We start from the raw sequence: 26,944 nt of genomic DNA, 5'->3' as shown, positions 1-26,944 counted from the left end.
CTCTCACCCCCTTCTCACCTCCCCCCTCTCACCTCCCCCTCTCACCTCCCCCGAGTGCACGGCTTCGCGCCGAATGCACGGGGTATCCGCGTCGACAGGCCGTGCACTCGCGGGCAGGCCGTGCAGTCGGCGAACCACCGGCAGCAGAGGCACCGGAACTTGAGCAACATATTGGCTGCGACGTATAATTTCCGTGAATTCCGGCGGGCTGAAGAGGCGCCCGTTCGACCGCACGATGCAGGAATCCGATGCGGTGCGCTCCTCGCCAGCCGAAGCCGGCCGACTGATTGGAGTGTTGAGATGTTCACGATGCCCGATCCCCGATTCGAGCTGCGGAAGATCACCGATACCGAATGGCTGATCCTCGACCACCGCTACGCCGCAGATGACTCGCGCCGCACCGTCGCCTGCATCTATCAGGTCGACACGGTCGAGGTCGAGGCCGTCTGGCTACGCGACCTGCCGCTCGCGACGTACTACATGTCTGCGGCGGACGTGCTGGAGGACGTGCAGCGGTTCCACTCGCCGAGCCGTTCCACACGCCCGGTCCCGATCCCGCACCTGCCTCCGCTGGCAACCGCCTGAGGTCGCCGGCGGACGAGCCGCCGGCGCCCGGGATTGTCCGGCCCGGTGCACGGGTCTGTCAATGGGCACGCGTGCACCGGCCGACGGGGCGAGACTGATCGCCCTGCCCCTCAGCCGAACGGAGCCTCCCATGTCAGACCCGCAGACGAACCCCGATGACGCTCCGCTCGTCGATGCCGTGGGCATCGACCCGGACATGCCGTCCACCGATGACAGTGAAGACGACGAGGACGAGGACGACGACGACGACGACGGCATCGACGTCGCCGATCTCCCCTGACGTCTCGTCAACGATGGGCCCCGCCTCCTGAGGCGGGGCCCATCGTGTCGCGGAACAGTCTTGCGGCCAGAGGATCTATCCGTCTCCCCGCTTCTCCGCCTCCTTCTGCGCCTTCTCCGCCTGCTTCCTGGCCTCTTCCTCGGCCTTCTGCTGCGCCTTCGCCGCCTCTTCGGCCGCTTTCTCGGCCGCCTTCTGCTCATCCTCCGACTGCTCGTCGTTCGGTTCGTCGACATCGGGCTCGGTGTCCTCGACCGGCACGACGGGCACGGCGGGTTGCTCGGGAGCGTTCGCGGGTGTCGTCGACGGTTCCGGCGTCGGCGCGGGAGTCTGCTCGGTATCCACGGTGTCGGTCACGTCCGGGTCGACGGCGTTGAGTCCCGAAAGCCACACTCCGGTCAGCACGGATGCCCCGACCACCGCCGCGGCCACCGCGCCGCCGATGATCCCCCGGCGACGCCCCCGGGCTCTGCGTTCCGCCTGACCGCGCGGGCGCACGGCTCCGGCGGGAAGGAGGAGAGTCGGGGTGGTCGCCGGCGATGACGCCGTGCCCGTCGCGGCCATCGCCGCGCCCGCCCCCGCCATGCCCGCCCCTGCTGTTCCCGCGGACGCCACTCCCGCGGCCACCGCTGCCGGGACGGGGGGACGAGGCGGGACGGCAGGTCGAGGAGGCGCGGTCGGCGACGTCGCGAGTCGTGACGAGGCGGCGAACACCTCCGCGGCATGAGGGCGATCGACGGGGTCCGCCGCCAGCATACGGGTCAGGAGGGTGGACCATTCGGCCCCCAGCGTTGCCGGCACCTCCGGGGTCTCGATGAGTCTGGCCATCGCGGCGCCGATGCCCTCGGCCTCCGGGAAGGCTCGCGTGCCGGTGAGTGCCTCCAGCAGCACCAGGCCCAGCGAATAGATGTCAGCGGGCGGAGCGGGAGGCTCACCTCGCAGCTGCTCCGGGGCGAGATACGCCGCGGTTCCGATGACGAGTCCGGGGGTGGTGAGCCGTGCCGCATCGACGAGGACGGAGATGCCGAAGTCCGCGAGCTTCGCCCCGGACCGACTGCCGGGGAGCGGAGTCCGCGACATCAACACGTTCGACGGCTTGATGTCGCGATGCACGATGCCCGCGCTGTGCACGACGTGCAGCGCCTCGGCCAGGTCGGCAGCGAGCCGGGCGACCTCCGGCGGCGCCATCGGCCCCTGGGCGATGCGGGCGGACAGCGTCGGCCCGTCGACGAACTCCATCACCAGGTATTCGGCGCGCCCCGGAACGAGCAGAGCGTCGTACAGCGTGACCAGGCCGGGGTGGTTGAGGGAAGCGAGGACCGTCATCTCGCTGCGCGCACGGCTGGAGGGCTGCGCATCGTCCATCTCATCGCGCAGCATCTTGATCGCCACCGTGCGACCGAGGAGGACGTCGTCCGCGCGATACACGCGCGCCATCCCGCCCTGCCCGACGCACTCGTGCAGCTGATAGCGCCCATCGAGCAGCGCTTCGGTAGGAAGCGAGTCATCGGTCATCGTCGAATCCTCCTGACGCCCGTCGGGTATCGGGCGGCGAAGGCCCACGATACGGTCTCGGCGCGCTCGAGGCCCGGGCCTTGACACGAGCCGGAACCATCCCCGCCTCCGCAACTCGTGGGAAGAGACCCGATCGGGAGGCGACGCGGCAGCACCCTGACGTCAGATGACGATCGCGCCGGCGGACGGCACTCGCATCGGCAGTCCGCCGTCAAGAATCCGCTGGACCATGGCCATGGCGCGATCGGTGAGCCCGTCACCGGGGTAGAAGTCTCCGTAAAGCTCCTCTGCCTCCTCCACCTCCGCGATCCCGCAGAGGGAGAGAAGCTGACGGATGTCGTCCACATCGCGTCCCGGCCGGTTGGCCCGGAGTTTCATCGCGAGGAGCGCCTCCTTCGAAGCGACTTGGATGACGACACCTGCTCGGTCGTAGATCGTCTCCCACTCCACTGGCCGACCGAACGTTGGCACGGAATCCGCATGTTCCACGGCGAAATTGAACCAGCCATCGCTCCAGCCCCGTCGATCGCCGACGCGTGAGGCCGCTGCGAGAACGGCGTCATCGCTTCCTGGCTGGATGTGAAGAGAGTCGAGGTCGCCGGTGGTGCGCCTGTTGAAGTATCTGATGGCGAGCGCGGCACCGCCGACGAGACGGATGCCGGCAGATTCACCCGCTGCGTGAAGCTCCCCTACGAGCTCCCGAAGCCCGGAGAGGATGTCGTCGCGATTCAGCGCGTCGCCCATCAGACGCTCGCGAGCGTGTCACGCCAGACGAGGACGCCGCGTTGGAAGAACTCAACTGGTACATCCACGGGTGACGGGGTCGGGTCTGCAGGATCGACATCGAGGGTACGCGGCACCGCGAGGCGTCGTTTCGGGGCGTCAACCCATGCGGGCGCGGGAATCCCTTCTTCCCTGAGACGGAGATCCACGAGGGCTGCGAGGGCAGCATCCCAGGCACGGTCGCCGGTCGGCTCCGGCTCAGCGAGGCCGAGAATGCCACGAACGAGTCCATGCTCGGCGACCAGGTTGTCGTTCAGCTGGATGAGTTCACGGAGAGCGCTGTACTTGTCGCCGGCCCGAAGATAACCGCGGATCGTCGCGGCGATGGTCGCCGCGTCATCCCGCCGGGTGGGCGCGGAATACAGCCGGTGGCCGGCGCCGCCGAGAAACCGTTCGATGGTGCTGAACTCGGCCTCGCGACCGCCTTCCACCCGGGAGACTCTGCCCTGGTCGACGTTGGCTCGTTGCGCGAGATCACGCTGGGTGAGGCCGCGGCTCTTTCTGGCGGCACGCACGAGTACTGATGCGTTGGTCATATCGCCACCCTCCAAGAAAATGTCTTTTGAGACATATTATACTGCCGGGTCGTCGCCGAGCGGCGCAGAGTGCACCTCTCCAGCACGGGTACTGGAGAGATCGGAGGCCGCAAGCCCCCGGTACTGTTTTCTCAGGAGAACGGAGCCGGCCATGAATGCTGCCGATGCGGTGGGGACCATCGCCGAGATCCTCTCGTGGATCGGCCTCGGAATCGGTCTCCCCCTCCTGCTCATCGTCCTGCTGGTGAAGGTGCACGATGGGCGCTGGCTGCCACAAGAGGTGTTCATCCTCGAGGAGGACGGTCGATCACGGGCCCGTTGGTTCACCGCCGGAGACTTCTGGGAGCGCCCGCTCCGGGCGGACGAATCCGGTCACTGGCAGGGACGGGAAGAGGTCGACGCGTTCGTCAGCGAGCACCGTCCGAACCTGATGCGCTTCGAGCCCCGCCGCCCCCTTCTCCATGCCGTTCAGGTGCTCGGGATCACCCTCGCCAGCGTGGGTGCGGCGGCGGTCGCGCTCTCGATCATCCTGCTTTTCGTCGGGTGAGGGGCTTCCGCGCGCCTCTCAATCCAGGCGCGACGAGAGCTCCTCGGCCAGCTGCGCGATGATCCGCCCGGCGTCGGAGAGACGAACGATGTTCGGATCGAGGTCGGCCATCCGCGATGCGGGAGCGTGATGATCGCGAGCGAGCTTCAGGTTCGAGCGAAGATTCAGAGACGCGCCCGACAGTCCGGCTCCGAGCGCCTCGACGGCGACCGCGAGGTCCACGGCGAGGGAAGGGTTGCCGATCACGGCGAGCAGCCGCGCCTCGGTGAGGAGCGTCAGCCCGATCGTGCCGAGCTTCGCGACCGATTCGGCAGCTTCGATCGCGGCCACTCCGACACGGTGATCACGATCGGGGTCGTCTGCGGGCAGGGCCAACGCGGCTCCGAAGCGCGCCGACACGATGCCGTCCTCCTCGACGGCCTGCAGCGCCTCGCTCCGCCGACGGGCCAGCCTGTCCGCGCATTCCTCGGCGTCAGCGCTGTCTGAGGCGTAGCCCGCGACCATACCCATCAGCGACGCCGCGATACCGAGCATCACTCCGGATGCCGCGCCGCCGCCCGGGGAGCCGGTGGGGCGGCCGAGAGCCTCCAGCCACGAGTCCAGGGGACGGTCGACCGGGACGTCTGCGGGGTCGCGCGCTCGATCATCCGACATGGTGTCCCTCCCGCCGCGCAGCTCTTGCGGCGGCTGACGACGACTCTGCCCGAGACGGCCGCGGAACGAAGCGGGCTTGACACGCACGTGCTCGCGACGCCCGGGATCAGATCTCCGGAACCGGCCACGAAGGGCCGGGCAAGCGGCCGCCGCCGATATCGTCGGTAACGAATGGTCGTCGTCGAAGGGCTCATATGAACGACATCGGATCCCGCAGTTCTGCCGGTCCGCGCTTCGAGGTCGCGCCGTGGAGCATCGCACGGGAGGGGCTGGATCCCGCGCGTCTCGCGCATGACGAGTCGGTCTTCGGGTTGTCGAACGGACACGTCGGCTGGCGGGGCAACCTCGACGAGGGCGATCCACGCGGGGTCGCCGGCAGCTATCTGAACGGCGTGTTCGAGGAGCACCCGATGCCCTACGCGGAAGAGGGATACGGCTATCCCCAGTCCGGCCAGACCGTGATCAACGTGCCGAACGGGCAGATCATCCGTCTCGTGGTCGATGATGAGCCGTTCGACGTGCAGCGGGGTGAGCTCCTCCACCACCGGCGGAACCTGGACCTCCGGGACGGCACCCTGCACCGCGAAGCCGATTGGATCTCGCCGACCGACCGGCACATCCGGGTCGAGTCCACCCGCATCGTCTCGTTCTCGCGCCGCTCGATCGCCGCCGTGCGCTACCGCGTGCACGCCGTCTCCCACGAGATCGCGATCACGATCCAGTCCGAAGCGCTGCCGAATGAGCCGCTCCCGATCACCCACTCCGACCCGCGCGTGCAGGAACTGCTCACGGCGCCGCTGGTCGGCGTCGATGCCGCCGTGATCGGCACTGCCGCGACCCTCATCCACCGGACGAGGGAGAGCGGTCTGTCGGTCGCAGTCAGCATGGACCATTCCGCGACTGCGTCCGGTCCCTTCCCGCCGACCCTGGTCACCGAAGCGTCTCCGGACCTCTCGCGCACCACCGTCCGCGTCGTCCTGGCGCCCGGCGAGCATGTCGAGCTGATCAAGCTCGTCGGCCACGACTGGTCGTCGACGACTTCTGCCTCCGCACTGCGGGATCGCACCGAGGCGGCCGTGGCCGATGCCGGGCGCGCCGGCTGGGACCGACTCGTGGACGAGCAGCGCGCGCGCCTGGACGAGTACTGGGCATGCGCCGATGTGGAGGTCGAGGGCGAGCCGCGACTGCAGCAGGCGGTGCGGTACGCGCTCTTCCAGGTCTTCCAGGCATCCGTCCGAGCCGAACTCCGGTCGGTTCCCTGCAAGGGCCTGACCGGTTCCGGATACGAGGGGCACACCTTCTGGGACTTCGAGGCCTTCGTGCTGCCCGTTCTCACCTCCACCGCGCCGCATGCGGCCGAACAGGTGCTCCGGTGGCGGCATTCGACACTCCCCCATGCGCGCGATCGGGCGGAGCAGCTGCACCTCTGCGGCGCGACGTTCCCCTGGCGCACGATCGACGGCAGGGAGAGTTCGGGGTACTGGCCGGCGAGCACCGCCGCATTCCACATCAACGCCGACATCGCCGGCGCCGTGCTCCACTACGTGCGCGCGACGGGCGACCACGCCTTCGAACGCGAGGCGGGCCTCGAGATGCTCGTCGAGACCGCTCGACTGTGGATGTCGCTCGGCCGTCGGGACGCGGCCGGCGCCTTCCACATCGACGGCGTGACCGGACCCGACGAGTACTCCGCGGTCGCCGACGACAACGTGTACACGAACCTCATGGCCCGTCTGAACCTCCGGGGCGCCGCGGCCTCCGCCCGGCGGCATCCGGAGGTCGCCCGCACACTCGGCGTCGACGAAGCGGAGCTCGACGAGTGGCTGAGCGCGGCCGCGGCGATGTCGATACCCTTCGACGAGATCCGCGGAGTGCACCCGCAGTCCGCCGGCTTCACGGACCAGGACCTGTGGGATCTCGAGAACACGACCCCCGAGCAGTACCCGCTGCAAGAGCACTTCCCCTACTTCGACCTGTACCGGAAGCAGGTCGTGAAGCAGGCCGATCTCGTCCTCGCGCTGTTCTTCGCGCATGAGGCTTTCACGACGCGCGAGAAGGAGCGGGCCTTCGCCTACTACGAGGCGATCACCGTGCGCGACTCCTCGCTCTCCGCCGCCGTCCAGGCGATCATCGCCGCCGAAGTCGGGCAACTCGACCTCGCATACGACTACCTCGCGGAAGCCGCCACCCTCGACCTCGACGACCTCCACGAGAACGCGAGCGAAGGCCCGCACATCGCGGCGCTGGCGGGAGTGTGGACGGCGATCACCGCCGGCTTCGCGGGCATGCGGGACTCCGACGACGGCTTGCGATTCGCCCCGCGGCTGCCGAAGCGCGTGAGCCGACTGAGCTTCGGCGTGCGCATCCACGGACAGACCCTCCGCGTGGACGTCACCGCGAACACGGCGACGTACCTGCTGAAGGATGGGCCATCGGTGACCGTCGGGCACTTCGACGACCGGGTGGACCTCCGGGCCGGCGACCCCGTCACGCTCGAGATCCCCGAAGCCACGAGTGCCGGACCACGACCGTCGCAGCCCCGGGGTCGCGAGCCCCGCCCGGCTGCCGAGGCATTCCGCTCGTAGGCCTCGTCTCGCCCGTCAGATCACTCGTCCGTCGCCGGGCCGCGAGACGCGAAGCCACCGATACCCGTAGGCCGGTACTTCGAGCTCGGCCGTGCCACCGGGGCCGAGCGGCAGATGCGAGGGCTCGAGAAGGTCGAGGAGGGTCGCGCCCTCGGGCTCGTCTGACAGCGAGAAGGTCGTCGTCACCGGCACCTCGGCGAAGTTGTGCACGGCGATGACACGTCCGACGTCGGCGGCGAGCGAGTGCACCAGGAGAGACTCGGCAGGCTGATCGATCACCTCGAGCGTGCCCCACCCCAGCTCCGGCGAGATGCGGTAGCGCGAGGTGAGGGCACGGATGAAGGACAACAGCGACCCGCTGTCCTCGAGCTGGTCGGCGACGTTGACGTGTTCCGGCGCGTAGCCGTCCGCGGGTGGCCGGGAGACGAGCCTCCGCGGTGCGGCATCCGAGAATCCGCCGTTGCGGTCGGTGGACCACTGCATCGGGGTGCGCACGGATTCACGGCCGGCGATCTCGATGTTCTCGCCCATGCCGATCTCCTCGCCGTAGAACAGCACGGGAGTGCCTGGCAGCGTGAAGAGCAGGCTGTACGCCATGCGGATCCGGCGCGGATCGCCTTCGAACATGGGCGGGAGACGGCGTGTGATCCCTCGCCCGAACACGCGCTGCCGTTCGTCCGGGGCGAAGGCCTCGAACACCTCCTCCCGCTCGCTGTCGCTGAGCTTGTCGAGGGTCAGCTCGTCGTGGTTGCGCAGGAAGTTCGCCCACTGCACCTCCGATCCGAGTGCGGGGCGCGCACGCAGCGCGGCGATCAGCGGGGCAGGATCCTTGCGGGCGAACGACAGGTACAGCGCCTGCATCCCCACGAAGTCGAACTGCATGGTGAGCTCGTCACCCTCATCGCCCCCGAAGTACTTCAGCTGCTCCTCGTACGGCAGGTTCACCTCTCCCAGCAGGATGGCTTCGCTCGACCGACGCTGCAGGAAGCGACGGATGTCGCGCAGCAGGTCGTGCGGCTCGGGGATGTCGGCCCCCTCCGGGATCTCCAGCAGGAACGGCACCGCATCGACCCGGAAACCGGAGATGCCCAGCTGCAGCCAGAATCCGATGACCTTCGCGATCTCGTCGCGCACGCGCGGGTTCGCGATGTTGAGGTCGGGCTGGTGTTCGTAGAAGCTGTGCTGATACCACTGGCCGGATTTCTCGTCCTTGCCCCAGATGCCGTTCGCCTGCCCGGGGAACACGGCGTTCTTCTGACCTTTGGGCGGCGGATCGCTGCGCCACACGTAGTAGTCCCGGAAGGGAGAGTCGACGCTGCGCTTGGCGGCGAGGAACCAGGGATGCCGGTCGGATGTGTGGTTGATCACCAGGTCGACGATCACCCGCATCCCGCGGTCGCGTGCGGTGCGGATCACCTCGACGAGGTCGCCATGGGTGCCGAGGCGGGGGTCGACTCCGTAGAAGTCGCTGACGTCGTAGCCATCGTCGCGATCCGGCGTCGGGTAGAACGGCATCAGCCAGAGGCAGGTCACACCCAGTTGCGAGAGGTAGTCGATCCGCCGCGCGAGCCCCTGCAGGTCGCCGACGCCGTCGCCGTCGGAGTCGAGGAAGGTCTCGACATCGAGGCAGTAGACCACGGCCGTCTTCCACCACAGGTCGCTGGTGTCGGTGATCTTCACAGTCGCTCCTTCAGGTCGGGGATCAGTTCGGATGCCGCGACCTCGAGGAACCGCGACTGGTCGGTGCCGACGTGGTGCAGATACACGCGGTCGAAGCCGATCCCCGCCAGGTCGGCGATGCTGTCGGCCAGCGACGACGCGTCATGGTCGATCAGGACGGACTTCCGCAGCCCCTGCTCGTCGAGCCCTGCCACGGCGGCCTCGAAGTCCTCCGGCTGCTCGAGATCCCACGTGACCGGGGGCGAGAGCAGGCCGTTCTTCCACTCCTCGCGCGCGATCTCGAACGCGGCGGCGTCACTCTGAGCCAGGCTGAGATGCACCTGCAGGATGCAGGGGCCCGTGCCGCCCGCGTCGCGGTAACTCCGCACGACGCGGTGCAGGGCCGCCGGATCTTGGATGACCGTCGCGAGGCCATCCGCCCACGACGCCGCCCAGGCGGCGGTCTCGGCGCTCACCGCGGTCGCGAACAGCGGCGGTGGCTCTGCCGGCCGGCTCCAGACCCTGGCTCGATGCACGCGCACGAGGCCGTCGTGGTCGACCTCTTCGCCGTCCATCAGACGCCGGATCACGTCGACGCTCTCCCGCAGGCGTTCGTTGCGGACGGGCTTCGGCGGCCATCCTTCTCCGGTCACGTGCTCGTTGACGGCTTCGCCGCTCCCCATCGCCGCCCAGAATCGTCCGGGGAACATCTCCTCCAGGGTCGCGAAGGCCTGCGCGATCATCACCGGGTGGTATCGCTGCCCCGGCGCATTGACCATGCCGATCGAAAACCGCGTGCGCGCGAGCGCTGCCGCGATCCAGCTCAGCGCGAACCCGGACTCGCCTTGGCCCGGAGTCCACGGCGCGAGGTGGTCGGAGCACATCGCCCCGTCGAAACCGGCACCCTCGGCACCGATCACGGCGTCGAGGAGCGCGCTCGGCGGGATCTGCTCGTGCGAGGCGTGGAATCCGATGAACACCATGCGCCGAGTCTTCCAACGAACGAGGAGCCCCGATAGTGGTGGACACCTGGCGGGCGGCCTGCGAAAATGCCCGCGTTTCGTCGCCTTCGGGTACAGATGCAGGAGGGTTTCACGGTTGCAGGACGAATCGCCGTCGGATCTCCCGACATCCGTGAATCGGTCCTGCAAGTGGGACCGCGGACGACGTCGTTCCCGGGCAGGATGGACTCATGAGCGCCCATCCCCTGGAATCGCGACCCTGGCTCGACTCGTACGCGGCGGGCGTCCCCGCAGAGATCGACGAACCGACGCAGACCCTGCCCCAGATGCTGTCGGCGAGCGTGAAGGCGTTCGGCCGGCGTCCGGCACTCGACTTCTTCGGGGCGGTCACGTCGTACCGGGAGCTCGGAGATCAGGTCGCGCGCGCAGCGGAGGGCCTGCGGCGGCTCGGGGTCGGCAAGGGCGACCGGGTCGCGCTCGTGCTGCCCAACTGTCCGCAGCACGTCGTGGCCTTCTACGCGACCCTCCGCCTCGGTGCGATCGTGGTCGAGCACAACCCTCTCTACACGCCCCGCGAGTTGCGACACCAGTTCGAGGATCACGGTGCGCGGGTCGCCATCGTGTGGGACAAGGCCGCCGACATGGTCGCCGGTTTTCCCGCCGATCTCAAGGTCGAGCACATCGTGAGCGTCGACATCACCGCAGCGATGCCGCTCTCGAAGCGCGTGGCGCTCCGCCTGCCGCTACCCAAGGCGCGTGAGGCGAGGGCGAAGCTGACCGGCACACCGAAGGCACGGCATCTCGTCTCCTGGAAGAGCCTGGTCGACCACCGGCATCTCTCCCGGCGCGTGCCCGGTCCCGCGTTGGGCGACACCGCGCTGCTGCAGTACACGAGCGGCACGACGGGCGTCCCGAAGGGGGCGATCCTCACCCACTCGAACCTCCGGGCCAACGCGATGCAGGGACAAGCGTGGGTGCCAGGCCTCGTCGACGGACAGGAGACGTTCTACGGCGTGCTGCCGTTGTTCCACGCCTACGGCATGACGCTGTGCCTCACGTTCGCGATGAGTATCGGCGCACGGCTGGTCCTGTTCCCCACGTTCGATCTGGGGCTGGTCACGGCGGCGGCGCGCTCGACCCCGCCCACCTTCCTTCCTGCCGTGCCGCCCATCTACGACGCGCTGGCACGAGCGGCCGCGCGTGGCACCATCGACCTCTCGACGGTGCGCTTCGCGATCTCCGGCGCGATGAGCCTTCCGATCGCCACGGTGCAGCGGTGGGAAGAGGCGACCGGCGGCCTCCTCGTCGAGGGCTACGGCATGACCGAGAGCTCGCCGGTGGCGCTCGGCAACCCGATGGGGCCGACCCGCCGCCCGGGCACCGTCGGCGTGCCCTTCCCGAGCACGGAGATCCGCGTCGTCGACCCGGAGGACACGGACGTCGACAAGCCGGCCGGCGAGCGCGGGGAGCTCCTCATCCGCGGCCCGCAGGTCTTCCAGGGCTATTGGGGGCGCCCGGGTGAGACGGCGGATGCGCTGCTGGCCGACGGCTGGCTCCGCACCGGCGACATCGCCGAGGTCTCGGCCGACGGGTTCGTGAGCATCGTCGACCGCCTCAAGGAGCTCATCATCACGGGCGGCTTCAACGTGTCACCCAGCGAGGTGGAGGACGCGCTCGTCGCGCACCCGGATGTCACCGCCGCGGCCGTCGTCGGGCTTCCGAGACCCCACGGTGGAGAGGATGTCGCCGCCGCGGTCGTGCTCCGGGAGGGCGCCGCCCTCGATGTGGATGCGCTGCGCGACTTCTGCCGCACCCGGCTCACGCCCTACAAGGTGCCGCGCCGCATCACCGCCGTCGACGACCTGCCCCGGTCGCTCATCGGCAAGGTGCTGCGTCGCCAGGTGCGGGATCAGCTGCTCGCGGGGCGCTGAGACCGACGGCTGACCCGGTGAGCGACCAGGAGCATCGCGAGGACGTCCCTCCCCCGGAGCGGGGGGAGCGGGCGGAGCTGGAGCGCCGGCTGGCCGAGATCCAGGCCGCCCTCGAGGTGATCGCGCGGGAAAGACTGCGCGGGACGCTCGCCACACTCCCCCCGGACTACGGCGAGGAGGAGCTCGAAGCCGAAGCGGACGCCATCCGCGTCCGGCTGGGCACGCCCGCAGCGCTGGGACGCCCTCCCCGGGAGAGCTGGGCGGGCTGGGCTGCGCTGGTCGTGGCGATCGCCGCCATCATCGCCGTGGTGGCACTCCTCATCCGCTGATCCCGTCCCGCCGCCTCGCGGTCATGCGAAGTGGCGGCCCAGCGCGTCGAGGAGTCCGCGCGTCCCCGCCTCACGACCCTGCCCGTCCGCCCAGAACTGGTCGAAGAAGACGCCATGCTCCGTGTGCGTGAAGCGCGTACCGGCATCGATCGGCTCGAACTCCAGGGAAGCCACGGACGTCGACATGTGCGCCCCGTCGAGCCACATGTCGTATGTCGTGACGATGCGGACGTGCTCGACGATGTCGGTGTACGTCGCCTCGTACCGCGAGACGGGCCCGCCGTGGAACTTGCCCTCGTCGATGTCGCGTCCGCCGACGCGGAAGTCGAACACCCACTCCCGGGTGCGGATGCGGTCGGCGTCGCCCCACCAGCTCCGCTTGCTGTCCTCGTCGGCGAACGCAGCCCAGACGCGCTCGACGGGCGCGGGGTAGTCGCGGGTCAGGGTGAATCCGGAGTGCGCGAGTCGGCGTTCGATCGTCATCGCCGCCTCCTATCGAGCCAGGGTGACGTGGATCACACCGCTCTCGGCGACCTCGCTCGTCACCTCGTAGGTGTGCTCGAAGCCGACCAGATCGTCCCACAGCCGATGCCCGCGTCCGAGGAAGATCGGGGTGACCATGAGGTGCAGGTCGTCGACCAGGCCCGCGCGCAGGAAGTCCCGCGCTGTTCGGTACCCTCCGCCGACCCGCACGTCGAGGTCGCCGGCGGCCTCCTTCGCCTCGGCGAGCACCTCTTCGATCGGGGCGTCGCGGAAGTGGAAGGTGGTTCCGCCGTTCATCGGAAGCGGCGCGCGGGGTGCACTGTGAGTGAGCACGTAGACGGCGGTGCCGAACGGGGGCGTGTCGCCCCACCAGCCCTTCCATTCCGGATCGTCGGGGAAGGAATGGAGTCCGAACATGCCGGCGCCCATGATCTCGGAGCCGACGCCGTCGAAGAACGCGGCCGCATAGCGGTCGTCGATGCCGGTCGTGCCCGCGCCGCTGGTGTCGCCGAAGATGTTCCGGCGGAACGTGCGGGTGGCGGCGTACGCGGCGGTGAGGCGCGCCCAGTCCTCGCCCATCGGATTCTCGGGGGTCGCGTCCGACGGCGTGTAGCCGTCCAGCGAGGTGAACAGGTCCAGGCGGACACGGGTCATGTCAGTTCTCCTTCGGGGCCGTGCGAGCGAGGTGGATGCCGAGGCGGTCGGCCTGGTGCTCCGCGGGGGTGCGCTGCTCGCCGAGCCACAGGTGCAGCACGTCCAGGGCGCCCGGTCGCAGGCTCACGGTGCGCACCCGCCCGAGCTTCTCCGACGTCACGATCCCGGCGCCCTCGAGCACGCTCAGGTGCTGCATGAACGACGGCAATGCCATGTCGAACGGAGCCGCGAGATCGGAGACGACAGCGGGCGATTTCGCCAGCCGTTCCACGATGGCGCGACGCGTGGGGTCCGCGAGAGCGCGGAGCACGGCATCGATCCGATCGTGATACTTAGGCATGCACCTAAGTATCACGATGGATGGGTTGGGCGTCAACCATTCACCCGACGGAGAAGAGCCGATCCAGATGGACGCGGATCGCCGTGCGAGCAGCATCCGCAGTGATCACGCCGAGATCAAGCAGGGGCGCGAGGCCGCTCAACGAGAGCAGCAGATCGGTCTCGACGACCGCGTCGCGCTCGCCCGCGATCGAGCCGTCTTCGATCGCGCTCCGGATGATCCGTTCGATCCCGTCACGTCCGGCCTGCAAGCCGGTTCGCGCCTGGTCGTGCAGCTGCGGGTCGTGCAGCGCCTCGAGAACGAAGGCGGCGTGCAGGCGACTCGTCGCGCGGGAGTCGGCCCGGAGAGGGAGTAACTCGATCAGGGCAATCTCCAGAGCCTCCCGGGTATGCGGCGCGCGCGGTAGAGAACTCGAGGCCCGAGCGACGCGATCGGCCGTCCCTTCGGCCGCGAGCTGCCGGGCGAAGGTGAGCATCTCGCGGCGCGATGAGAAATAGTGCTGGAGCTGCCCGAGCGAGACTCCGGCCTCCTGCGCCACCACCCGCATCGTCGCCCGCCCCCACCCCTGCTCGTCGACGACCTTCCAGAGAGCGTGCGCGATCTGCTGCCGCCGCTCTCCGTGGTCCACCTGTTTGGGCATCCGTCATCCTTTCCAATACAGATGACATAATACAGTTGACCTGCAAAAGACGGGGAGGACGCGATGACGTACCGCCAACAGCCCGCTGCCTTCTTCAACCCGTATGCGATGCCGATCGACACCGAGGTCGCCATCGCCCTGCTCGCGGACCTTCAGATCCGTCGTGCGATCGAGCGCGGCGAGTTCGACGACCTCCCCGGCAGCGGCCACCCGATCGATCTCTCCGACAGCCACGACTCGGATTGGTGGTTCAAGAGGCTCATGCGGAGAGAGGGCTCCGTCGTACTGCCGTCATCGATCCAGCTTCGCAAGGACGACGCGGCGCTCGACGCGCGACTCGACCTATGTTCGGGCGAGAACGAGGTTCGCCGCGAGGTCGAGGAATTCAACCGACGAGTCATCCGCGCCCGATACGACCTGTCCGATGGCCCGCCACTGGTGACCATGCCGCGTGACGTGGACGAGACTGTTCGAGCATGGGCTGATCGCCGAGCGCAGCGCGCGACGGACGCACGCGAGCGGCAGCGCCTGCAGGACGTCGTCAGCTCCTCACGTCGTCGCCGCCGCGGCCATCGGGAACGCCGTCAATAGGTGCCGCGACTACGCTGAGACGTATGGCAGACGATGTTCGCAACGTGCTCGAATCCCTCTCCACCATCGACGAGCACTGGCAGCCGCATCGACTCACCAGCATCAACGACTACGACGTCAAGGTGGTCAAGCTGCAGGGTGAATTCGTCTGGCACACCCACCCCGACACCGACGAGCTGTTCATGGTCGTGAGCGGCCAGCTGACGATCCAGCTGCGTGATCGGGATGTCGTGCTGAACCCGAACGACGTGTTCGTCGTGCCGCGCGGAGTCGAGCACTGCCCGAAGGCGACGGACGAGGTGCACGCGATCCTGTTCGAGCCAAAGGGCACAGTGAACACCGGAGACGCCGGCGGCGACATGACCTCCGACCTGCACGAGTTCGACTGAGGTCATTACGGCTCAGCCGAGCGCCGTGCGCCGTGAGCCGTGAGCCGTGAGCCGAAGCATCACGTCCGGGGTAGGGCGAAGGCGGCGATGAGGGCGTTCGAGAGGACGGCGCTCATCGTGCGGGTCACGGCCTCCGCGGCTGCGGCCGCACCCCAGTCGCCACGCTCGATCGTCTTGGCGCGGGTGTAGACGTCTCCGCTCCAGGGGATCTCACCGTTGAACTGCGGCAGTGTTCCGCTCGCGGAGAGGAGGGCGATGCTCGCGGCGGTCCGGGTGTCCGGTGTCTCGCCGTCCGTGAGGACGGAGCGCACCTGTTCGATCAGCGCGGCGCGTCGGTCGCTTCCCAGGGCGAGCTTCGTTGTCGGGAAGATGCCGAGCGATCTGCCCTGTTCTCTCGTGAGGTCGCCACGCTCCACGAGGCGATCGAGGACCGGCGCCCGGAGGTTCGGGCCGATCGCCGCGAGCACCGTCTGCACATCCCGCGGCTTCTGTTCGATGTACTCGAGCGCGGGCGCGAGCACCTCGTCGGGCGCAGCGTGGGATTCGAGCGCGTGGATGCGGTTCGTGAGCGCGCCCTCTTTGCGCACCTCGATCCGCTCCTGCAGCGCCAGGTCGCCCAGAGCGGCGCCGCCGAGCACATAGAAGAGGATGTTCTCCCCCGCGATCGAGCCCGAGTCGGGTTGGAAGAGCAGGAGCATCACGTCTTCGACCAACAGGGGGTCACCGAGGTGCGGGCTCGCGGAATCGTCCGTGGATCGGGCATCGTGCTGGTCCGTCATGGTCACTCTCTTTCGTCGTGTGCGGCATCGTGTGCGGCATCGGCGCTCGGTGAGGAGCGCGACCCCGACGCCTGCTCCCGCGCGAGCACGGATGCTCGGCCGAGGACGTCGAGTTGCGCCTCGTTGTACAGCTCGGTGAAGGTCTCGAAGAATGCCTGCGCCGTGACGTGCGACCCCTTCGACAGGTGCTCGCTCTGGTCAATGAGCCAGGGGTAGTCGGTGAGGTGCTGCGCGATCACCGGCGCGAACGTCTCGGCGATGCGTTGACGGGTCTCCTCGTCCGCATCGACCGGGAGTGCTTCGAACTCCGCACTCCCGTCGTCGGATTCGGTCTCGACCATCGTGCGCAGATCCGCCATCGCCGCCGGATCGTAGAGCTGCTCGTACACGAGCATGAGCGACCGCTCGGGCGTCGACAGCCTTCCCGCGACGTCCTCGAAGCCCGCGGGCAGGTCGGTCGTGGACGTTCCGTCGACGATGGCGCGGATCTCTGCCCGTGCGCGCTGCAACCGCTCGATGCTCGCGGCGAGATCGGCATCGATCGCCAGCAGCGCCGCTTTCGGGGTGGCACCGCCGGCGCCGACCGACTCGATCTGGGCCAACGGGACGCCGAGATCGCGGAGCCGCCGGATCTGCAGCAGCCGGACGAGGTGTCGGGCGCGGTACTGCTTGTAGCCGTTCGACATCCGCTCCGGCTCCTCGAGCAGGCCGGAGCGGTGGTAGTGACGCACCGTGTTCACGGTCGTCCCCGCGAGCTCGGCGAGTTCACTCGTGCTCCAGGGCATCGCCCATCCCTTCTGTCGAGGTTCATGGCCGGGTCTCGGCCTGGCTCTCCACCCCATTCAAGACCCTGTTCTCACAACAGGGTCAATACCCCGCAGTCGGTCTTCCGAGGCGCTTGACCCTGTGCTGTGAACAGGGTCTGTACTGCTTCTCGCACCCCGCGGCCGCGAGCCCGCGCTGAAGAGCCCGCGCCTGAACAGAGAAAGAGAGACCGCCATGGTGGACAACCCTACGAATGGCTGCAGAACGCCATCGACCAGCTTCCGGAGTTCCTGCAGCCGCTTCTCGTCATGCTGGCGGGCGCGATCCCCTACATCGAGGGTGAGGGCGCCGCCGGCCTCGGCATCCTCGCGGGCATCGACCCGATCGTCGCCGCCGTCGCGGGAGCGGCGGGGAACATCCTGTGCGTGATCGGAGTGGTCTTCCTCGGCTCGCGCGTACGAGAGGGCGTCGTGGCGCGGAAAGCCGCTCGGACCGAAGCGCATCGTCTCGAGCCCTCGCTCGTCGGCGGCGCAGGCTCGGGGACGGATGCCGGCGGAACTTCGCCGGGAGACGGGGATCCGGAGAAGCCCTCACGGAAGACCAAAGGACGGGCCAGGCTTCGACGCTGGCTGGTGCGCTTCGGCGTTCCCGGCGCGAGCATCCTGGCTCCGCTTGCCCTTCCCACGATGCTGACGGCCGCGTTCTTCGTGGGATCCGGCGTCAGCAGACGCTGGGTGATTCTGTGGCAGGTCGTCGCGATCGTCTTGTGGACGAGTCTGATCGCCGTCGCGGCGACGGGCGCACTCGCCCTCCTCGGATGGTGACAGCGTATGGAGCGGCCGCTACACGGCCGCAGTGACACCTTCAGCCGAGTTCGTACTCCGGGGTTTCGGGTGGGTCCAGGGGCGGCCCCGACGGAGACTCGACGCCGCGGGTGAGCGCCTGCAGGTGACGGACCAGTTCGGGATCCTTCAACTCCGGTGCGCTGCTGCTGATCGCCTTCGCCACGATCTGGCTGGCCGGACCGATCAGGAACTTCGCCGACACGACGGTGCCGTCCTGCTCCCGCACCGGTATCTCGATGATCTCCGCGCGCTCGTCCTCCCCCAGCGCACGTCCGTACGCCAGCAGGGCATCCGCGATGTCGTCACCGGTCAGGAACTCCTCGCCGCCATACAGGATCGCTCGCATACTGCCGTTCTACGCCACGTTGGCCGTATCCCCGCGCCCCTTGCCCGCTCATCCGACGGGTGCTAGCGACTGTCAGCGGTCGACCGCGCCGAGCTCGTCGCGAAGAAGAGCGGCGCCCGCGGTGAGCGCGCGCAGTTTGCCGCGCGCGACGTCACGGGGCAACGGCGCCAAACCGCAGTTCGTGCTCGGCACGAGCTTGTCGGCATCGACGAAGCGGAGAGCATTGCGGAGAGTGTCCGCGACCTCTTCCGGGGTCTCGATCGTCTGGCTGGCGACGTCGATGGCTCCGAGCATGACCTTCTTGCCCCGGATGAGCTCGACGAGGTCGAGGGGAACGTGGGAGTGGTGGCTCTCCAGCGAGATGGTGTCGATGCTCGAGCGCTGCAGCAGCGGGAACGACGTCTCGTACTGCCGCCACTCCGCCCCGAGCGTCGCCTTCCAGTCGGTGTTCGCCTTGATCCCGTAGCCGTAGCAGATGTGCACCACGGTTTCCGCGCGCAGTCCCTCGGCCGCCCTCTCGAGTGCCGCGACTCCCCAGTCCCGCACGTCGTCGAAGAACACGTTGAAAGCCGGCTCGTCGAACTGGATGATGTCGACGCCCGCCGCCTCGAGTTCCCTCGCCTCCTGGTTGAGGATCGTCGCGAACTCCCAGGCCAGCTTCTCGCGGCTCTTGTAGTGGCGGTCGTAGAGCGTGTCGATCATCGTCATCGGACCGGGCAGTGCCCACTTGATCGGCTGATCGGTCTGCTGGCGGAGGAACTTCGCGTCCTCCACGAACACGGGCTTCTCCCGGCCCACGGCACCGACGACCGTCGGCACGCTGGCGTCGTAGCGGTCGCGGATCCGGACTGTCTCCCGCTGGTCGAAGTCGACGCCGGACAGATGCTCGATGAAGGTCGTGACGAAGTGCTGACGGGTCTGCTCCCCGTCGCTGATGATGTCGAGGCCCGCGAGTCGCTGCTCCTGGACGGCGATGCGCAGCGCATCCTGCCTGCCCTCGGCCAGTGCCTCGCCCTCCAGTTTCCAGGGAGACCAGAGGGTCTCCGGCTGCGCGAGCCAGGAGGGCTTGGGCAGGCTGCCGACGATCGAGGCGGGCAGGAGCGTGTTCACGATCGGCGATTCTCCGTTGCTCATGCGACGGAGACCAGGGAGTCGGCGGAGTAGCCGGCGGCCCACTGCTCGAGGAGGTCGCCATGCGGCTTCACGAGGTGCTCTTCCGCGTACTTCCCCTGCTCGGCCGCGAGCCGACTGCGCTCGTCGCGATCGTAGGCGATCTTCGTCACCGAGTAGTCCTGCTGCTCGAGCGTCGGCCGATAGACCTTCGCGGCGGCCGAGTTGGCGTTGTAGATCTCCGGTCGGTAGATCTTCTGGAACGTCTCCATCGTGCTGATCGTGCCGATGAGCTGCAGGTTCGTGTAGTCGCCGAGCAGGTCGCCGCGGAAGTAGAACGCCAGCGGCGCGACGCTGCCGCGCGGCATGAAGTACCGGACCGAGAGGCCCATCTTCCCGAAGTACTCGTCGGTCAGCGAAGGGTCTTTCTGCTCGTACTCGACACCGAGGATCGGGTGGTGGTTCTCGGTGCGACGGTAGGTCTTGCTGGTCGAGACGCTGATACAGATCACGGGCGACACCGTGAAGCGCTCCCGGTAGGCCTCCGAGTCGAGGAAGTGCTGGAAGAGCTTGCCGTGCAGGTCGCCGAAGTCGGAGGGAACGGTGAACCCTCCTGCTGCTGCGGTCGCCGCCGGCAGCCGCACGCTGAAGTCGAAATCGCGCACGTAGGACGAGAAGTTGTTCCCCACGATCCCGTGGCTGCGCTTTCCGGTCAGCCGGTCGACGATCTGGATGTCGAGGACCTCGAGCAGCGGGAAGTCCTGATCCTCTCCCGCTGCGGCGAACTGGACCGCGACGGAGACGATCTCGAGTTCGAGGGTGTAGCGGTCCCCGTCCGGGTTGTCCCAGCCCGCGAGATCGTTGAACCGACGGTCGATCATCGTCAGAGCGTTGCGGAGGTTCTGCTGACGGTGTTCACCGCGCGCCAGGTTGGCGAAGTTCGTGGTGATGCGGGAGTTGTCCGACGGCGAATAGTCCTCGTCGAAGCGGGTCGTCGTGATGCGGAACGTGAAGTCGTGAGCCATGAGGGGGTGCCAATCGGTGCGCTGATCGGCCGGGCTCGGCCTCGCGAAAGGGGATGCCTCCATGGTGCGACCTGAGCACCCCTATCGGGAAATACTCGGCGGCTATGCCATGGCATAGTCTGAGGCTATGGTCAAGCGTTCGAGCGGCATCACACTGCAGCAGCTCACCTACTACATCGAGGTCGCCGCGGAAGGATCGATCAGTGCCGCCGCGGACCTGCTCTACGTCTCGCAGCCCACGATGTCGGCGGCGATGAAAGACCTCGAGAGCCGAGTGGGCCGCATGCTCCTCCTCCGCTCCGCCCGCGGCGTGACCCTCACCACGGATGGCGTGGAGTTCCTGGGGTACGCCAGGCAGGTCGTCGAGCAGGTCGCGCTCCTCGAACAGCGCTACCTCGACCGGCCTCCGTCACGACGCCTGCTCGGGGTCTCGACGCAGCACTACTCGTTCGCGGTCGACGCGCTGGTCCGGATGGTGAAGGCGACCTCGGCGGCCGAGTACGAGTTCTCGCTTCGGGAGACCCGCACGTGGGACATCATCGAAGACGTCCGCACCCTCCGCAGCGAGCTGGGGATCCTCTACCGCAACGACTTCAACCGCAACGTCATCGACAAGCTGCTCCGCGACTCCGGACTCGCGTTCCATCCGCTCTTCGTCGCCGAACCGCACATCTTCATCTCCCGCAAGAACCCTCTCGCATCGCGGGATCGCGTGACCCTCGACGACCTCGCCGAGGTGCCGCGCCTGACGTTCGACCAGGGCGCGAACAACTCCTTCTACTTCGCGGAGGAGATCCTCTCGACGCTCTCGAGCCCGCAGGACATCCGCGTCTCCGACCGCGCGACCATCTTCAACCTCATGATCGGACTCGACGGGTACACCATCTCGACGGGAATCATCAGCGACGACCTCGACCCCGAGATCGTCGCCATCCCGCTCGACGTCGACGAGCGCATCGAGATCGGCTGGATCGGCCACTCCGCGATCCCGCTCACCGAGCAGGCGCAGCGCTACCTCGCCGAGCTGCGCACCGTCGTCTCGAGCTTCGGTGTGACACTGCTCGGGTGAGCTTGTCGGGATGAGCGGCGTGCCGCGGCGGATTGTTACGCGCTCTCGAGCTCGTCCAGGAACGATCGGGCGCCTTCCGCGGCGTCGACACGGAGTTGATATTCAGTGGCAGAGTCCCCCGTTCTGATCATCGTCTCGGCAAAGACCCCTGACCACGATCCCTCTGGGTCGAGGTAGCGGTTCACCACACGCCGGATCTCGACAGGATCCGACGAATCCATAGTGGCGACAAGCTGGCGAGCAACGGCCCGCGCGGCCTCGCGCGGGCCTCCCTCGTTGTAGAGGATCACGAAAAGATCATCGAAGGAGAAAACGATTATGACGTGAGGGCTGCATCGCGGGATACCGTGCGCAGATCCTCCGCAGCGTCTCAACTACTCCGACAGGGAGTGGCCGAGCACGGAGAAGGTCGCCAGCTGGGCCGCCGTGGCGCTCGCCCCTCGCCTGCTCACCAGCAGACCGACGACCGACTCGGTGACGAGCATCAGCGCTGCGCGCGAGGTGTACAGCAGCTCATCGCGGAACGAGTCGTTGATCGGAGCGACGACGAGGGCCACGTCAGCCATCTCCGCGACCGGCGAGCGCGGGAACGACGTGATCGCGAGCACACGGGCACCGCTCGCCCGGGCGGCCGTCACCACGTCGATCGATGCGCGGTTCACCCCCGACCCGGACACGACCAGGCAGGCGGAGCCGGCGCCGAGCTGCGAGGCGGTGATCTGCTGACCGAGGGTGTCCGCCACGTACTCTGCAGGGCGCCCGGCGGAGGTCAGGCGCATCGAGAGATCGGCTCCGACCGGTGCGGAGAGGCCGTTGGCCGCGACGAGCAGCCGCGTCGCCCCGTCGAGCTCGGCGACGAAGGCCGCCAGGGTCTCCTCGGTGACGGCGGACACCGTGTGGGCCAGGCGGGATGCGAAGCGGTCGACGGCACCGCGCAGCGCCCCGAGCATCGTGGCATCGGCGGTGGCGTCCTGCGGGGGTGCGGAACTCGCCCGCTCCCGCGCGAGCGCCACGCGCAGCTGCGGGTAGCCGTCGTAGCCGAGGGTCTGGGCGGTGCGGACCACGGTCGTGCGGCCCACCTCGACGGCATCCGCGATCTCCTGCGCCGTGCGCTCGATCGAGAGGTCGACATCGGCGGCGATCGCCTCGGCCACCCGGCGCTCACTGGGCTGCATCGACGGCGCCAGCATCGCGATGCGGGCCGTCGGCGGTGTCTCAGCGGGTCCCTGCCACATCGGCGCGCTCCTTCTTCGGTTCCACGATCGCCTTGACCCGCGGGCCGCGCATGATCCGGCGGCGGATCGCACCGGAGACCGTATCCATCAGCATCGTCGCGAGAACCACCACGATCAGCAGCATCCCGACCGTATCCCACTCGCGGAAGTTCGTGTAGTTGGCGAGCATGCTGCCGATACCCCCGGCGCCGACCAGTCCGAGCACCGCCGAGGTGCGGATGTTGATCTCGAAACGGTAGAGCGCGAACGACAACAGCGTCGGGGCTGCTGCGGGCCAGAGCGCCCACCGCGTGACCTGCGCCGTGTTGCCCCCGGCGGCCCTGACGGCCTCGGATGCGCCCTCCTGAACCGACTCGACCGTCTCGTAGACCCACTTGGCCTGCGTGCCGATTCCGGCGATCGCCAGCGCCAGCGCGCCGGTGAACGGGGTGAGGCCGGTGACGGTGAGCAGCAGCAGCGCGATGATGACTTCGGGCAGAGCCCGGATCACGGCGAACACCCCGCGCAGCGGGAGCCGCACCCAGACGGGTCCGACGTTGTTCGCGGCGAGCATGCCGAGCGGGATCGACACGATCACGCAGCCGATCGCGCCGATCCATGCCATCGAGATCGACCGCCACGTCTCGAACAGCGCCTGGGGCAGCTTGTCCCAGTTGGGGTCGGCGAACATGAGCGTCAGATAGTGCGCGATCTGCGCGGGCAGCGCGCCGAGGTCGTTCCACGGGATCGGGAGCCCTGCCGCCGCGGCCAGGACCACGACGCCGACGATGACGGCGACGACGGTCGGGACGAGCCGGGACGGATGCCGGGGCAGGTCGAGTCCGATGCCTCGCGCGGTGGTCGAGAGGGTCATACCAGTCGCCTCCGCAGGAAGTTCGAGAACACTTCGATGAGCACCACGACGACGAGGATCTCGAGCACGATCACCGCGACGTCGTCGTAGGCGTAGAACGCCCGCCGCTCGTCGAGAAGACGGCCGATGCCGCCCGCGCCGACGATGCCGAGGATCGCCGAGATGCGCACGTTGAGCTCGAGGGTGTACAGCCACTGGTTCGCGAAGAGCGGCCAGGTCTGCGGCAGGACGACGCTGCGGTTGATCTGCGTCTGGCTGCCGCCGGTGGCACGTCCGGCCTCGATGACCGGCAGGTCGGTGGAGTCGATCGCCTCCGACACGAGCTTGACGATGATGCCGATGTCGAAGAGGAGCAGGGTGAGGAGGCCGGGCAGCGCACCGACGCCGACCATCGCGACCAGCACGGTCGCGTACACGAGGTCGGGGACGGATCGGATGACGTTGATGACGGTCCGCACCGCGATGCGGGTCGGGCTGTTCGGGTTGGTCGGGGCGGCGGCCCACAGCGTCAGCGGCACCGAGATCACCGCGGCCACCGCCGCGCCGACCACCGCCATCTGGAGTGTCTCGAGCATGGGCCCGAACGTGCGCGGCAGGAACGAGAAGTCCGGCTGCAGGAACTGCACGAGCAGCGCGGATCCGTTGTCCCAGTTGCGGATGAGCGCGCCGAAGTCCAGCTCGATGCCGCCGATCGCCGGGATGCAGGTGGCGACCGTGAACGCGGCGAACGCCAGCACGACGAGGCTGGTGCGCAGCCGCGACGAGGGCTTGGGCGGAACGACGAGGGGGCGAGCTTCGGTGGTCATGCGCCGAGCACATCCCTCGGCTGGATCGGACGCCCGTAGATCTGCTCGAAGTCGTGGTCTGCGGCATCCGCTGCCGGCCCGTCGTAGACGACCTCGCCGGCCCGCAGACCGATCATGCGCGTCGTGTACTGGCGAGCCAGGTCCATGAGGTGGATGTTCACGAGCACGGTGAGGTGCTCGTCGAGGTTGACGCGTCGGAGGTCGTGCATGACCGCGTGCGCGGTGGGCGGGTCGAGGCTGGCGACCGGCTCGTCGGCGAGCATGACGCGGGGCTGCTGCGTGAGAGCACGGGCGATCGCGACGCGCTGCTTCTGGCCTCCCGAGAGCTGCCCTGCACGACTCCAGACCTTCTCGAGCATGCCGACCGAGTCGAGGGCGCGAAGGGCGAGCTCGCGATCCTGCGCCGTGCTCAGGCCGAGCACCGTGCGCCAGGTCGCGGTGTGGGCGAACCGGCCGACCAGCACGTTGCGGTACACGCTGGCCCGGTCGGCGAGGTTGAACCCCTGGAAGATCATGCCGATGTGCCCTCGGGTCTCGCGGAGCCGACGTCCGCGCAGGCCCGTGACAGCGTGCGGACCGACGGCGACAGTACCGCTCGTCACGGGCACGAGACCGTTGATCGTGCGGATCAGCGTGGACTTGCCCGAACCGGAGAGGCCGACGACGGAGACCATCTCACCGGCGGCGATGTCGAGGGACACACCGCGGAGGGCGCGGGTGCCGTTGGGATAGGTGACCGAGACGTCGTCGAGACGGATCGACCACGACGCGGAGGCCGGGAGCAGGGCCCCGGCCTCCGCGCGCTGCAGATCGGTGTGCATGTTCTCAGTTCGGTCGTATCAGTTCGAGAACTCGGCGAGGATCTCGCCGTAGCGGGTGATCTCGTCTTCGGCGGTCTCGCTGGTCCAGTCGGAGAGTCCGACGAGGTCGAACATCACGGATGCCGCCTCCTCGGACGAGTCGGCGTAGTCGTCCAGCAGCGTGGTGAGCTCCGCGACGAGGTCGTCGGGAAGAGTCGAGGTGACCGCGACGCCGCCGTTGGGGATCATCTCGGTGTAGGCGAAGGCCACGACCTTCTCGGCGATGTCCGGGGCCTCCTCGGTCACGGTCGTGCGGGCGTCCCAGTACGCGAAGGAGACCTCGGCGTCGCCGTTGTAGACGGCGAGGACCGCGTTGTTGTTGCCTTCGACGGGCACCTGCGTGATCCCGGCATCCGTGTCGACGCCCTGCTCGCGCATCGCGACGACGGGGTACTGGTAGCCGGCCGGCGAGGTGGCGGCCTGCAGGGCGACCTTCGTGCCGTCGGCGATCTCGCCGAGCGCCTCGATGCCGGCGGGACCGGATCCGGTCGCGTCCGCGGCGGCTTCCTCGATGCCGTTGCAGTAGGAGAGCTCGATGCCGCTGGCGGCGTAGGTCGACATGACCGGCTCGTCCTCGCAGTACTTGTCGGGGTTGTTCGTGTACGCCACCGAGGCGTACGAGGTGGCGCCGAAGCGCACGTCGCGGAGGATGAGCTCGGCGTCGTATCGCTCGGTCGCGTTGTACAGCGATCCGGCGTCGGTGATGATGACCTGCGCCTGGTCGGTGCCGAGGGCCTCGACCGTGGCCGCGTAGTCGGACGCGACGACCCCCTTCACCTCGATGTCGAGGTTCTCGGACAGGTACGTGGTGAGCGGGTCGAGGGCCTGGGCGAGGTCTTCGCCCTCGACCGACGGCACCAGCGAAAGGGTGATGGAGGACGGCCATTCGGTGGCCTCGTCTGCCGTCTCGGCGGGTGCGCTGCTGCTGCAGCCGGCGAGCGCCAGGACGGCGACGGCGGCGATGCCCGTGGAGAGCAAGGACTTACGCATTCGGATCGTGCCTTTCGGTGAGGGTGGTGCTGCGGGGGGTACTGGAAGCCGCGGTCGCGGCCCAGGCTTCGATGTCGCCGTACAGGTCGGCGATGGTCCGGCCGCGCATCGTCACGGCGGCCGGGGAGCGTTCGGCGGTGGCGCCCACGAGCGCCGTCGCTGCGCCCTGCTCGGCGGCGGGAGCGAGGTCGAACTCGAAGATGTCGCCGACCGAAAGGACGGGCCCTTCGGCGACCGCCGCCCGGATGATGGGGATGAGCCCCGACGGCTTGCCGACCGTGAAGTGCAGGTCGTCGAACAGGTGGGTGACGCCCCACCCATCCAGTACGGGGCGGATGCCGGCACCCGGCGCGTTGGTCGCGAGGACCACCCGAACCTGCGTATGGATGCGGTTCAGGAAGTCGGCGAGACCGGCGGGCGGCGCGATCGCCGCGTGCTCGGAGCCCAGCAGCGCCCGGGACGACTGGTAGGCGGCCTCGAGCGCATCGGCCGTCACCCCATGCCCTGCGGCGAGCGTGCTGATCACGTCGTATCCATCGCGGGCGTCGGTCTCCCCACGTTCGAATGCGGCGAGGGCGGATATCGCGCGATCCGCGAACGTCGGGTCGTCGGCGGAGGCTGCGACGGCGCGGGCGAAGGCTTCGAGCGGTCCGGCGCCGAGCGCGATGGTGCCGTCGAAGTCGAGGACGATAGTGGGGGGCACGGTTCTCCTGGTCGGGATCGGGACGATGCGTCCATGCTGACAGTCGTTTATGGACGGGATGACCACGCTGTATGAACAGCGCGTGAACTCCGATTCCG

Annotated in this window: 32 protein-coding genes; 10 read left to right on the top strand and 22 right to left on the bottom strand. The window is 68.4% G+C overall.

Annotated features, from left to right (window positions below; all coding sequences use genetic code 11):
- Positions 1-309: 309 nt before the first annotated feature.
- The gene (locus tag DW298_RS06595; RefSeq protein ID WP_342589079.1) at positions 310-585 is read left to right on the top strand and encodes a hypothetical protein; all 276 of its coding nucleotides are present in this window, start codon (positions 310-312) and stop codon (positions 583-585) included.
- Between the two features lie 130 nt (positions 586-715).
- The gene (locus DW298_RS19265) at positions 716-865 is read left to right on the top strand and encodes a hypothetical protein (RefSeq protein WP_168429571.1); all 150 of its coding nucleotides are present in this window, start codon (positions 716-718) and stop codon (positions 863-865) included.
- Positions 866-940: 75 nt separating this feature from the next.
- Here the strand turns inward: DW298_RS19265 and DW298_RS06590 are convergent, their stop codons facing one another.
- The 3 genes from DW298_RS06590 to DW298_RS06580 form a co-directional block, all read right to left on the bottom strand.
- The gene (locus tag DW298_RS06590; protein ID WP_136041655.1) at positions 941-2,377 is read right to left on the bottom strand and encodes a serine/threonine-protein kinase; all 1,437 of its coding nucleotides are present in this window, start codon (positions 2,375-2,377) and stop codon (positions 941-943) included.
- 162 nt (positions 2,378-2,539) lie between these two features.
- On the bottom strand, positions 2,540-3,121 hold the full coding sequence (locus DW298_RS06585) for a hypothetical protein (RefSeq protein ID WP_136041654.1): 582 nt from the start codon (positions 3,119-3,121) through the stop codon (positions 2,540-2,542).
- Positions 3,121-3,696, bottom strand: coding sequence for a helix-turn-helix transcriptional regulator (locus DW298_RS06580; protein ID WP_136041653.1), 576 nt, complete (start codon positions 3,694-3,696; stop codon positions 3,121-3,123). The genes DW298_RS06585 and DW298_RS06580 overlap by 1 nt, the downstream gene beginning before the upstream one ends.
- 151 nt (positions 3,697-3,847) lie before the next feature.
- On the opposite strand from DW298_RS06580, the gene DW298_RS06575 reads away from it, so the two are divergent.
- Positions 3,848-4,243, top strand: coding sequence for a hypothetical protein (locus DW298_RS06575; RefSeq protein WP_136041652.1), 396 nt, complete (start codon positions 3,848-3,850; stop codon positions 4,241-4,243).
- Between the two features lie 18 nt (positions 4,244-4,261).
- Here DW298_RS06575 and DW298_RS06570 read toward each other — a convergent pair whose 3' ends face one another.
- Positions 4,262-4,897, bottom strand: coding sequence for a cyclodeaminase/cyclohydrolase family protein (locus tag DW298_RS06570; RefSeq protein WP_136041651.1), 636 nt, complete (start codon positions 4,895-4,897; stop codon positions 4,262-4,264).
- Positions 4,898-5,091: 194 nt separating this feature from the next.
- Between DW298_RS06570 and DW298_RS06565 the strand changes: the two genes are divergently transcribed.
- The gene (locus DW298_RS06565) at positions 5,092-7,482 is read left to right on the top strand and encodes a glycosyl hydrolase family 65 protein (protein ID WP_136041650.1); all 2,391 of its coding nucleotides are present in this window, start codon (positions 5,092-5,094) and stop codon (positions 7,480-7,482) included.
- A gap of 15 nt (positions 7,483-7,497) precedes the next feature.
- On the opposite strand, the gene DW298_RS06560 is transcribed toward DW298_RS06565, so the two are convergent.
- Both DW298_RS06560 and DW298_RS06555 read right to left on the bottom strand, forming a co-directional pair.
- On the bottom strand, positions 7,498-9,162 hold the full coding sequence (locus DW298_RS06560; RefSeq protein WP_136041649.1) for an alpha-amylase family protein: 1,665 nt from the start codon (positions 9,160-9,162) through the stop codon (positions 7,498-7,500).
- The gene (locus DW298_RS06555; protein ID WP_136041648.1) at positions 9,159-10,124 is read right to left on the bottom strand and encodes a TIGR03885 family FMN-dependent LLM class oxidoreductase; all 966 of its coding nucleotides are present in this window, start codon (positions 10,122-10,124) and stop codon (positions 9,159-9,161) included. Before DW298_RS06555 ends, DW298_RS06560 begins: the two co-directional genes overlap by 4 nt.
- Before the next feature lie 209 nt (positions 10,125-10,333).
- Here DW298_RS06555 and DW298_RS06550 point away from each other — a divergent pair, with 209 nt between their 5' ends.
- Complete coding sequence (locus tag DW298_RS06550; RefSeq protein WP_136041647.1) at positions 10,334-12,034, top strand: long-chain-fatty-acid--CoA ligase; 1,701 nt, start codon at positions 10,334-10,336, stop codon at positions 12,032-12,034.
- 17 nt (positions 12,035-12,051) lie between these two features.
- Positions 12,052-12,363: a hypothetical protein gene (locus DW298_RS06545; protein WP_136041646.1), complete on the top strand. Its 312-nt coding sequence runs from the start codon at positions 12,052-12,054 to the stop codon at positions 12,361-12,363.
- A 21-nt stretch (positions 12,364-12,384) separates the two neighbouring features.
- Here the strand turns inward: DW298_RS06545 and DW298_RS06540 are convergent, their stop codons facing one another.
- Genes DW298_RS06540 through DW298_RS06525 form a run of 4 tightly spaced genes read right to left on the bottom strand, consistent with a single transcriptional unit; the run spans position 12,385 to position 14,480 of the window.
- A complete protein-coding gene (locus tag DW298_RS06540) occupies positions 12,385-12,846 on the bottom strand; it encodes an SRPBCC domain-containing protein (RefSeq protein ID WP_136041645.1) in 462 nt (153 codons plus the stop codon).
- Positions 12,847-12,855: 9 nt separating this feature from the next.
- Positions 12,856-13,500 carry a dihydrofolate reductase family protein gene (locus DW298_RS06535; protein ID WP_136041644.1) on the bottom strand — a complete coding sequence of 215 codons (645 nt, stop codon included), beginning with the start codon at positions 13,498-13,500 and terminating at the stop codon, positions 12,856-12,858.
- Position 13,501: 1 nt separating this feature from the next.
- Positions 13,502-13,840: a metalloregulator ArsR/SmtB family transcription factor gene (locus DW298_RS06530; RefSeq protein ID WP_136041643.1), complete on the bottom strand. Its 339-nt coding sequence runs from the start codon at positions 13,838-13,840 to the stop codon at positions 13,502-13,504.
- Between the two features lie 40 nt (positions 13,841-13,880).
- Positions 13,881-14,480 (bottom strand): TetR/AcrR family transcriptional regulator, encoded by a 600-nt coding sequence (locus DW298_RS06525; protein ID WP_136041642.1) that lies wholly within the window; start codon positions 14,478-14,480, stop codon positions 13,881-13,883.
- Positions 14,481-14,543: 63 nt separating this feature from the next.
- Here DW298_RS06525 and DW298_RS06520 point away from each other — a divergent pair, with 63 nt between their 5' ends.
- Both DW298_RS06520 and DW298_RS06515 read left to right on the top strand, forming a co-directional pair.
- Positions 14,544-15,071 carry a DUF1992 domain-containing protein gene (locus DW298_RS06520; protein WP_136041641.1) on the top strand — a complete coding sequence of 176 codons (528 nt, stop codon included), beginning with the start codon at positions 14,544-14,546 and terminating at the stop codon, positions 15,069-15,071.
- 23 nt (positions 15,072-15,094) lie between these two features.
- Positions 15,095-15,460 (top strand): cupin domain-containing protein, encoded by a 366-nt coding sequence (locus DW298_RS06515; RefSeq protein WP_136041640.1) that lies wholly within the window; start codon positions 15,095-15,097, stop codon positions 15,458-15,460.
- 59 nt (positions 15,461-15,519) lie between these two features.
- Here the strand turns inward: DW298_RS06515 and DW298_RS06510 are convergent, their stop codons facing one another.
- Both DW298_RS06510 and DW298_RS06505 read right to left on the bottom strand, forming a co-directional pair.
- Complete coding sequence (locus DW298_RS06510; protein ID WP_136041639.1) at positions 15,520-16,239, bottom strand: GPP34 family phosphoprotein; 720 nt, start codon at positions 16,237-16,239, stop codon at positions 15,520-15,522.
- A gap of 2 nt (positions 16,240-16,241) precedes the next feature.
- Complete coding sequence (locus tag DW298_RS06505) at positions 16,242-17,024, bottom strand: MerR family transcriptional regulator (RefSeq protein WP_136041638.1); 783 nt, start codon at positions 17,022-17,024, stop codon at positions 16,242-16,244.
- A gap of 288 nt (positions 17,025-17,312) precedes the next feature.
- Between DW298_RS06505 and DW298_RS06500 the strand changes: the two genes are divergently transcribed.
- A complete protein-coding gene (locus tag DW298_RS06500) occupies positions 17,313-17,828 on the top strand; it encodes a small multidrug efflux protein (protein ID WP_240745038.1) in 516 nt (171 codons plus the stop codon).
- Positions 17,829-17,868: 40 nt separating this feature from the next.
- Here DW298_RS06500 and DW298_RS06495 read toward each other — a convergent pair whose 3' ends face one another.
- The 3 genes from DW298_RS06495 to DW298_RS06485 all read right to left on the bottom strand — a co-directional run bounded on the left by DW298_RS06495 (position 17,869) and on the right by DW298_RS06485 (position 20,330).
- On the bottom strand, positions 17,869-18,195 hold the full coding sequence (locus tag DW298_RS06495; protein ID WP_136041637.1) for a hypothetical protein: 327 nt from the start codon (positions 18,193-18,195) through the stop codon (positions 17,869-17,871).
- Between the two features lie 72 nt (positions 18,196-18,267).
- Positions 18,268-19,305, bottom strand: a complete 1,038-nt coding sequence (locus DW298_RS06490) for a methionine synthase (RefSeq protein ID WP_136041664.1) — start codon at positions 19,303-19,305, stop codon at positions 18,268-18,270.
- Positions 19,306-19,325: 20 nt separating this feature from the next.
- On the bottom strand, positions 19,326-20,330 hold the full coding sequence (locus tag DW298_RS06485) for a DUF1852 domain-containing protein (RefSeq protein WP_136041636.1): 1,005 nt from the start codon (positions 20,328-20,330) through the stop codon (positions 19,326-19,328).
- Between the two features lie 127 nt (positions 20,331-20,457).
- Between DW298_RS06485 and DW298_RS06480 the strand changes: the two genes are divergently transcribed.
- Positions 20,458-21,399, top strand: coding sequence for a LysR family transcriptional regulator (locus DW298_RS06480; RefSeq protein ID WP_136041635.1), 942 nt, complete (start codon positions 20,458-20,460; stop codon positions 21,397-21,399).
- A 35-nt stretch (positions 21,400-21,434) separates the two neighbouring features.
- Here DW298_RS06480 and DW298_RS06475 read toward each other — a convergent pair whose 3' ends face one another.
- From DW298_RS06475 to DW298_RS06445, 7 genes are all read right to left on the bottom strand, one after another.
- Positions 21,435-21,689: a hypothetical protein gene (locus tag DW298_RS06475; RefSeq protein WP_136041634.1), complete on the bottom strand. Its 255-nt coding sequence runs from the start codon at positions 21,687-21,689 to the stop codon at positions 21,435-21,437.
- 84 nt (positions 21,690-21,773) lie between these two features.
- Entirely contained in the window at positions 21,774-22,634 is an 861-nt protein-coding gene (locus DW298_RS06470) for a MurR/RpiR family transcriptional regulator (protein ID WP_136041633.1), read from the bottom strand.
- The gene (gene phnE / locus DW298_RS06465) at positions 22,615-23,487 is read right to left on the bottom strand and encodes a phosphonate ABC transporter, permease protein PhnE (RefSeq protein ID WP_136041632.1); all 873 of its coding nucleotides are present in this window, start codon (positions 23,485-23,487) and stop codon (positions 22,615-22,617) included. The genes DW298_RS06470 and phnE (DW298_RS06465) overlap by 20 nt, the downstream gene beginning before the upstream one ends.
- Complete coding sequence (gene phnE, locus DW298_RS06460; RefSeq protein ID WP_136041631.1) at positions 23,484-24,293, bottom strand: phosphonate ABC transporter, permease protein PhnE; 810 nt, start codon at positions 24,291-24,293, stop codon at positions 23,484-23,486. The genes phnE (DW298_RS06465) and phnE (DW298_RS06460) overlap by 4 nt, the downstream gene beginning before the upstream one ends.
- Complete coding sequence (gene phnC, locus DW298_RS06455) at positions 24,290-25,114, bottom strand: phosphonate ABC transporter ATP-binding protein (protein ID WP_136041630.1); 825 nt, start codon at positions 25,112-25,114, stop codon at positions 24,290-24,292. Before phnC ends, phnE (DW298_RS06460) begins: the two co-directional genes overlap by 4 nt.
- 18 nt (positions 25,115-25,132) lie before the next feature.
- Positions 25,133-26,143 (bottom strand): phosphate/phosphite/phosphonate ABC transporter substrate-binding protein, encoded by a 1,011-nt coding sequence (gene phnD, locus DW298_RS06450; RefSeq protein WP_136041629.1) that lies wholly within the window; start codon positions 26,141-26,143, stop codon positions 25,133-25,135.
- Positions 26,136-26,846, bottom strand: coding sequence for an HAD family hydrolase (locus DW298_RS06445; protein WP_136041628.1), 711 nt, complete (start codon positions 26,844-26,846; stop codon positions 26,136-26,138). Before DW298_RS06445 ends, phnD begins: the two co-directional genes overlap by 8 nt.
- Positions 26,847-26,944 lie beyond the last annotated feature (98 nt).

Source organism: Microbacterium sp. A20 (assembly GCF_004794515.1).
Classification (GTDB): Bacteria; Actinomycetota; Actinomycetes; order Actinomycetales; family Microbacteriaceae; genus Microbacterium.
Note: the sequence above shows the minus strand (reverse complement) of the source record. Positions and strands in the feature narration are given on the sequence as shown.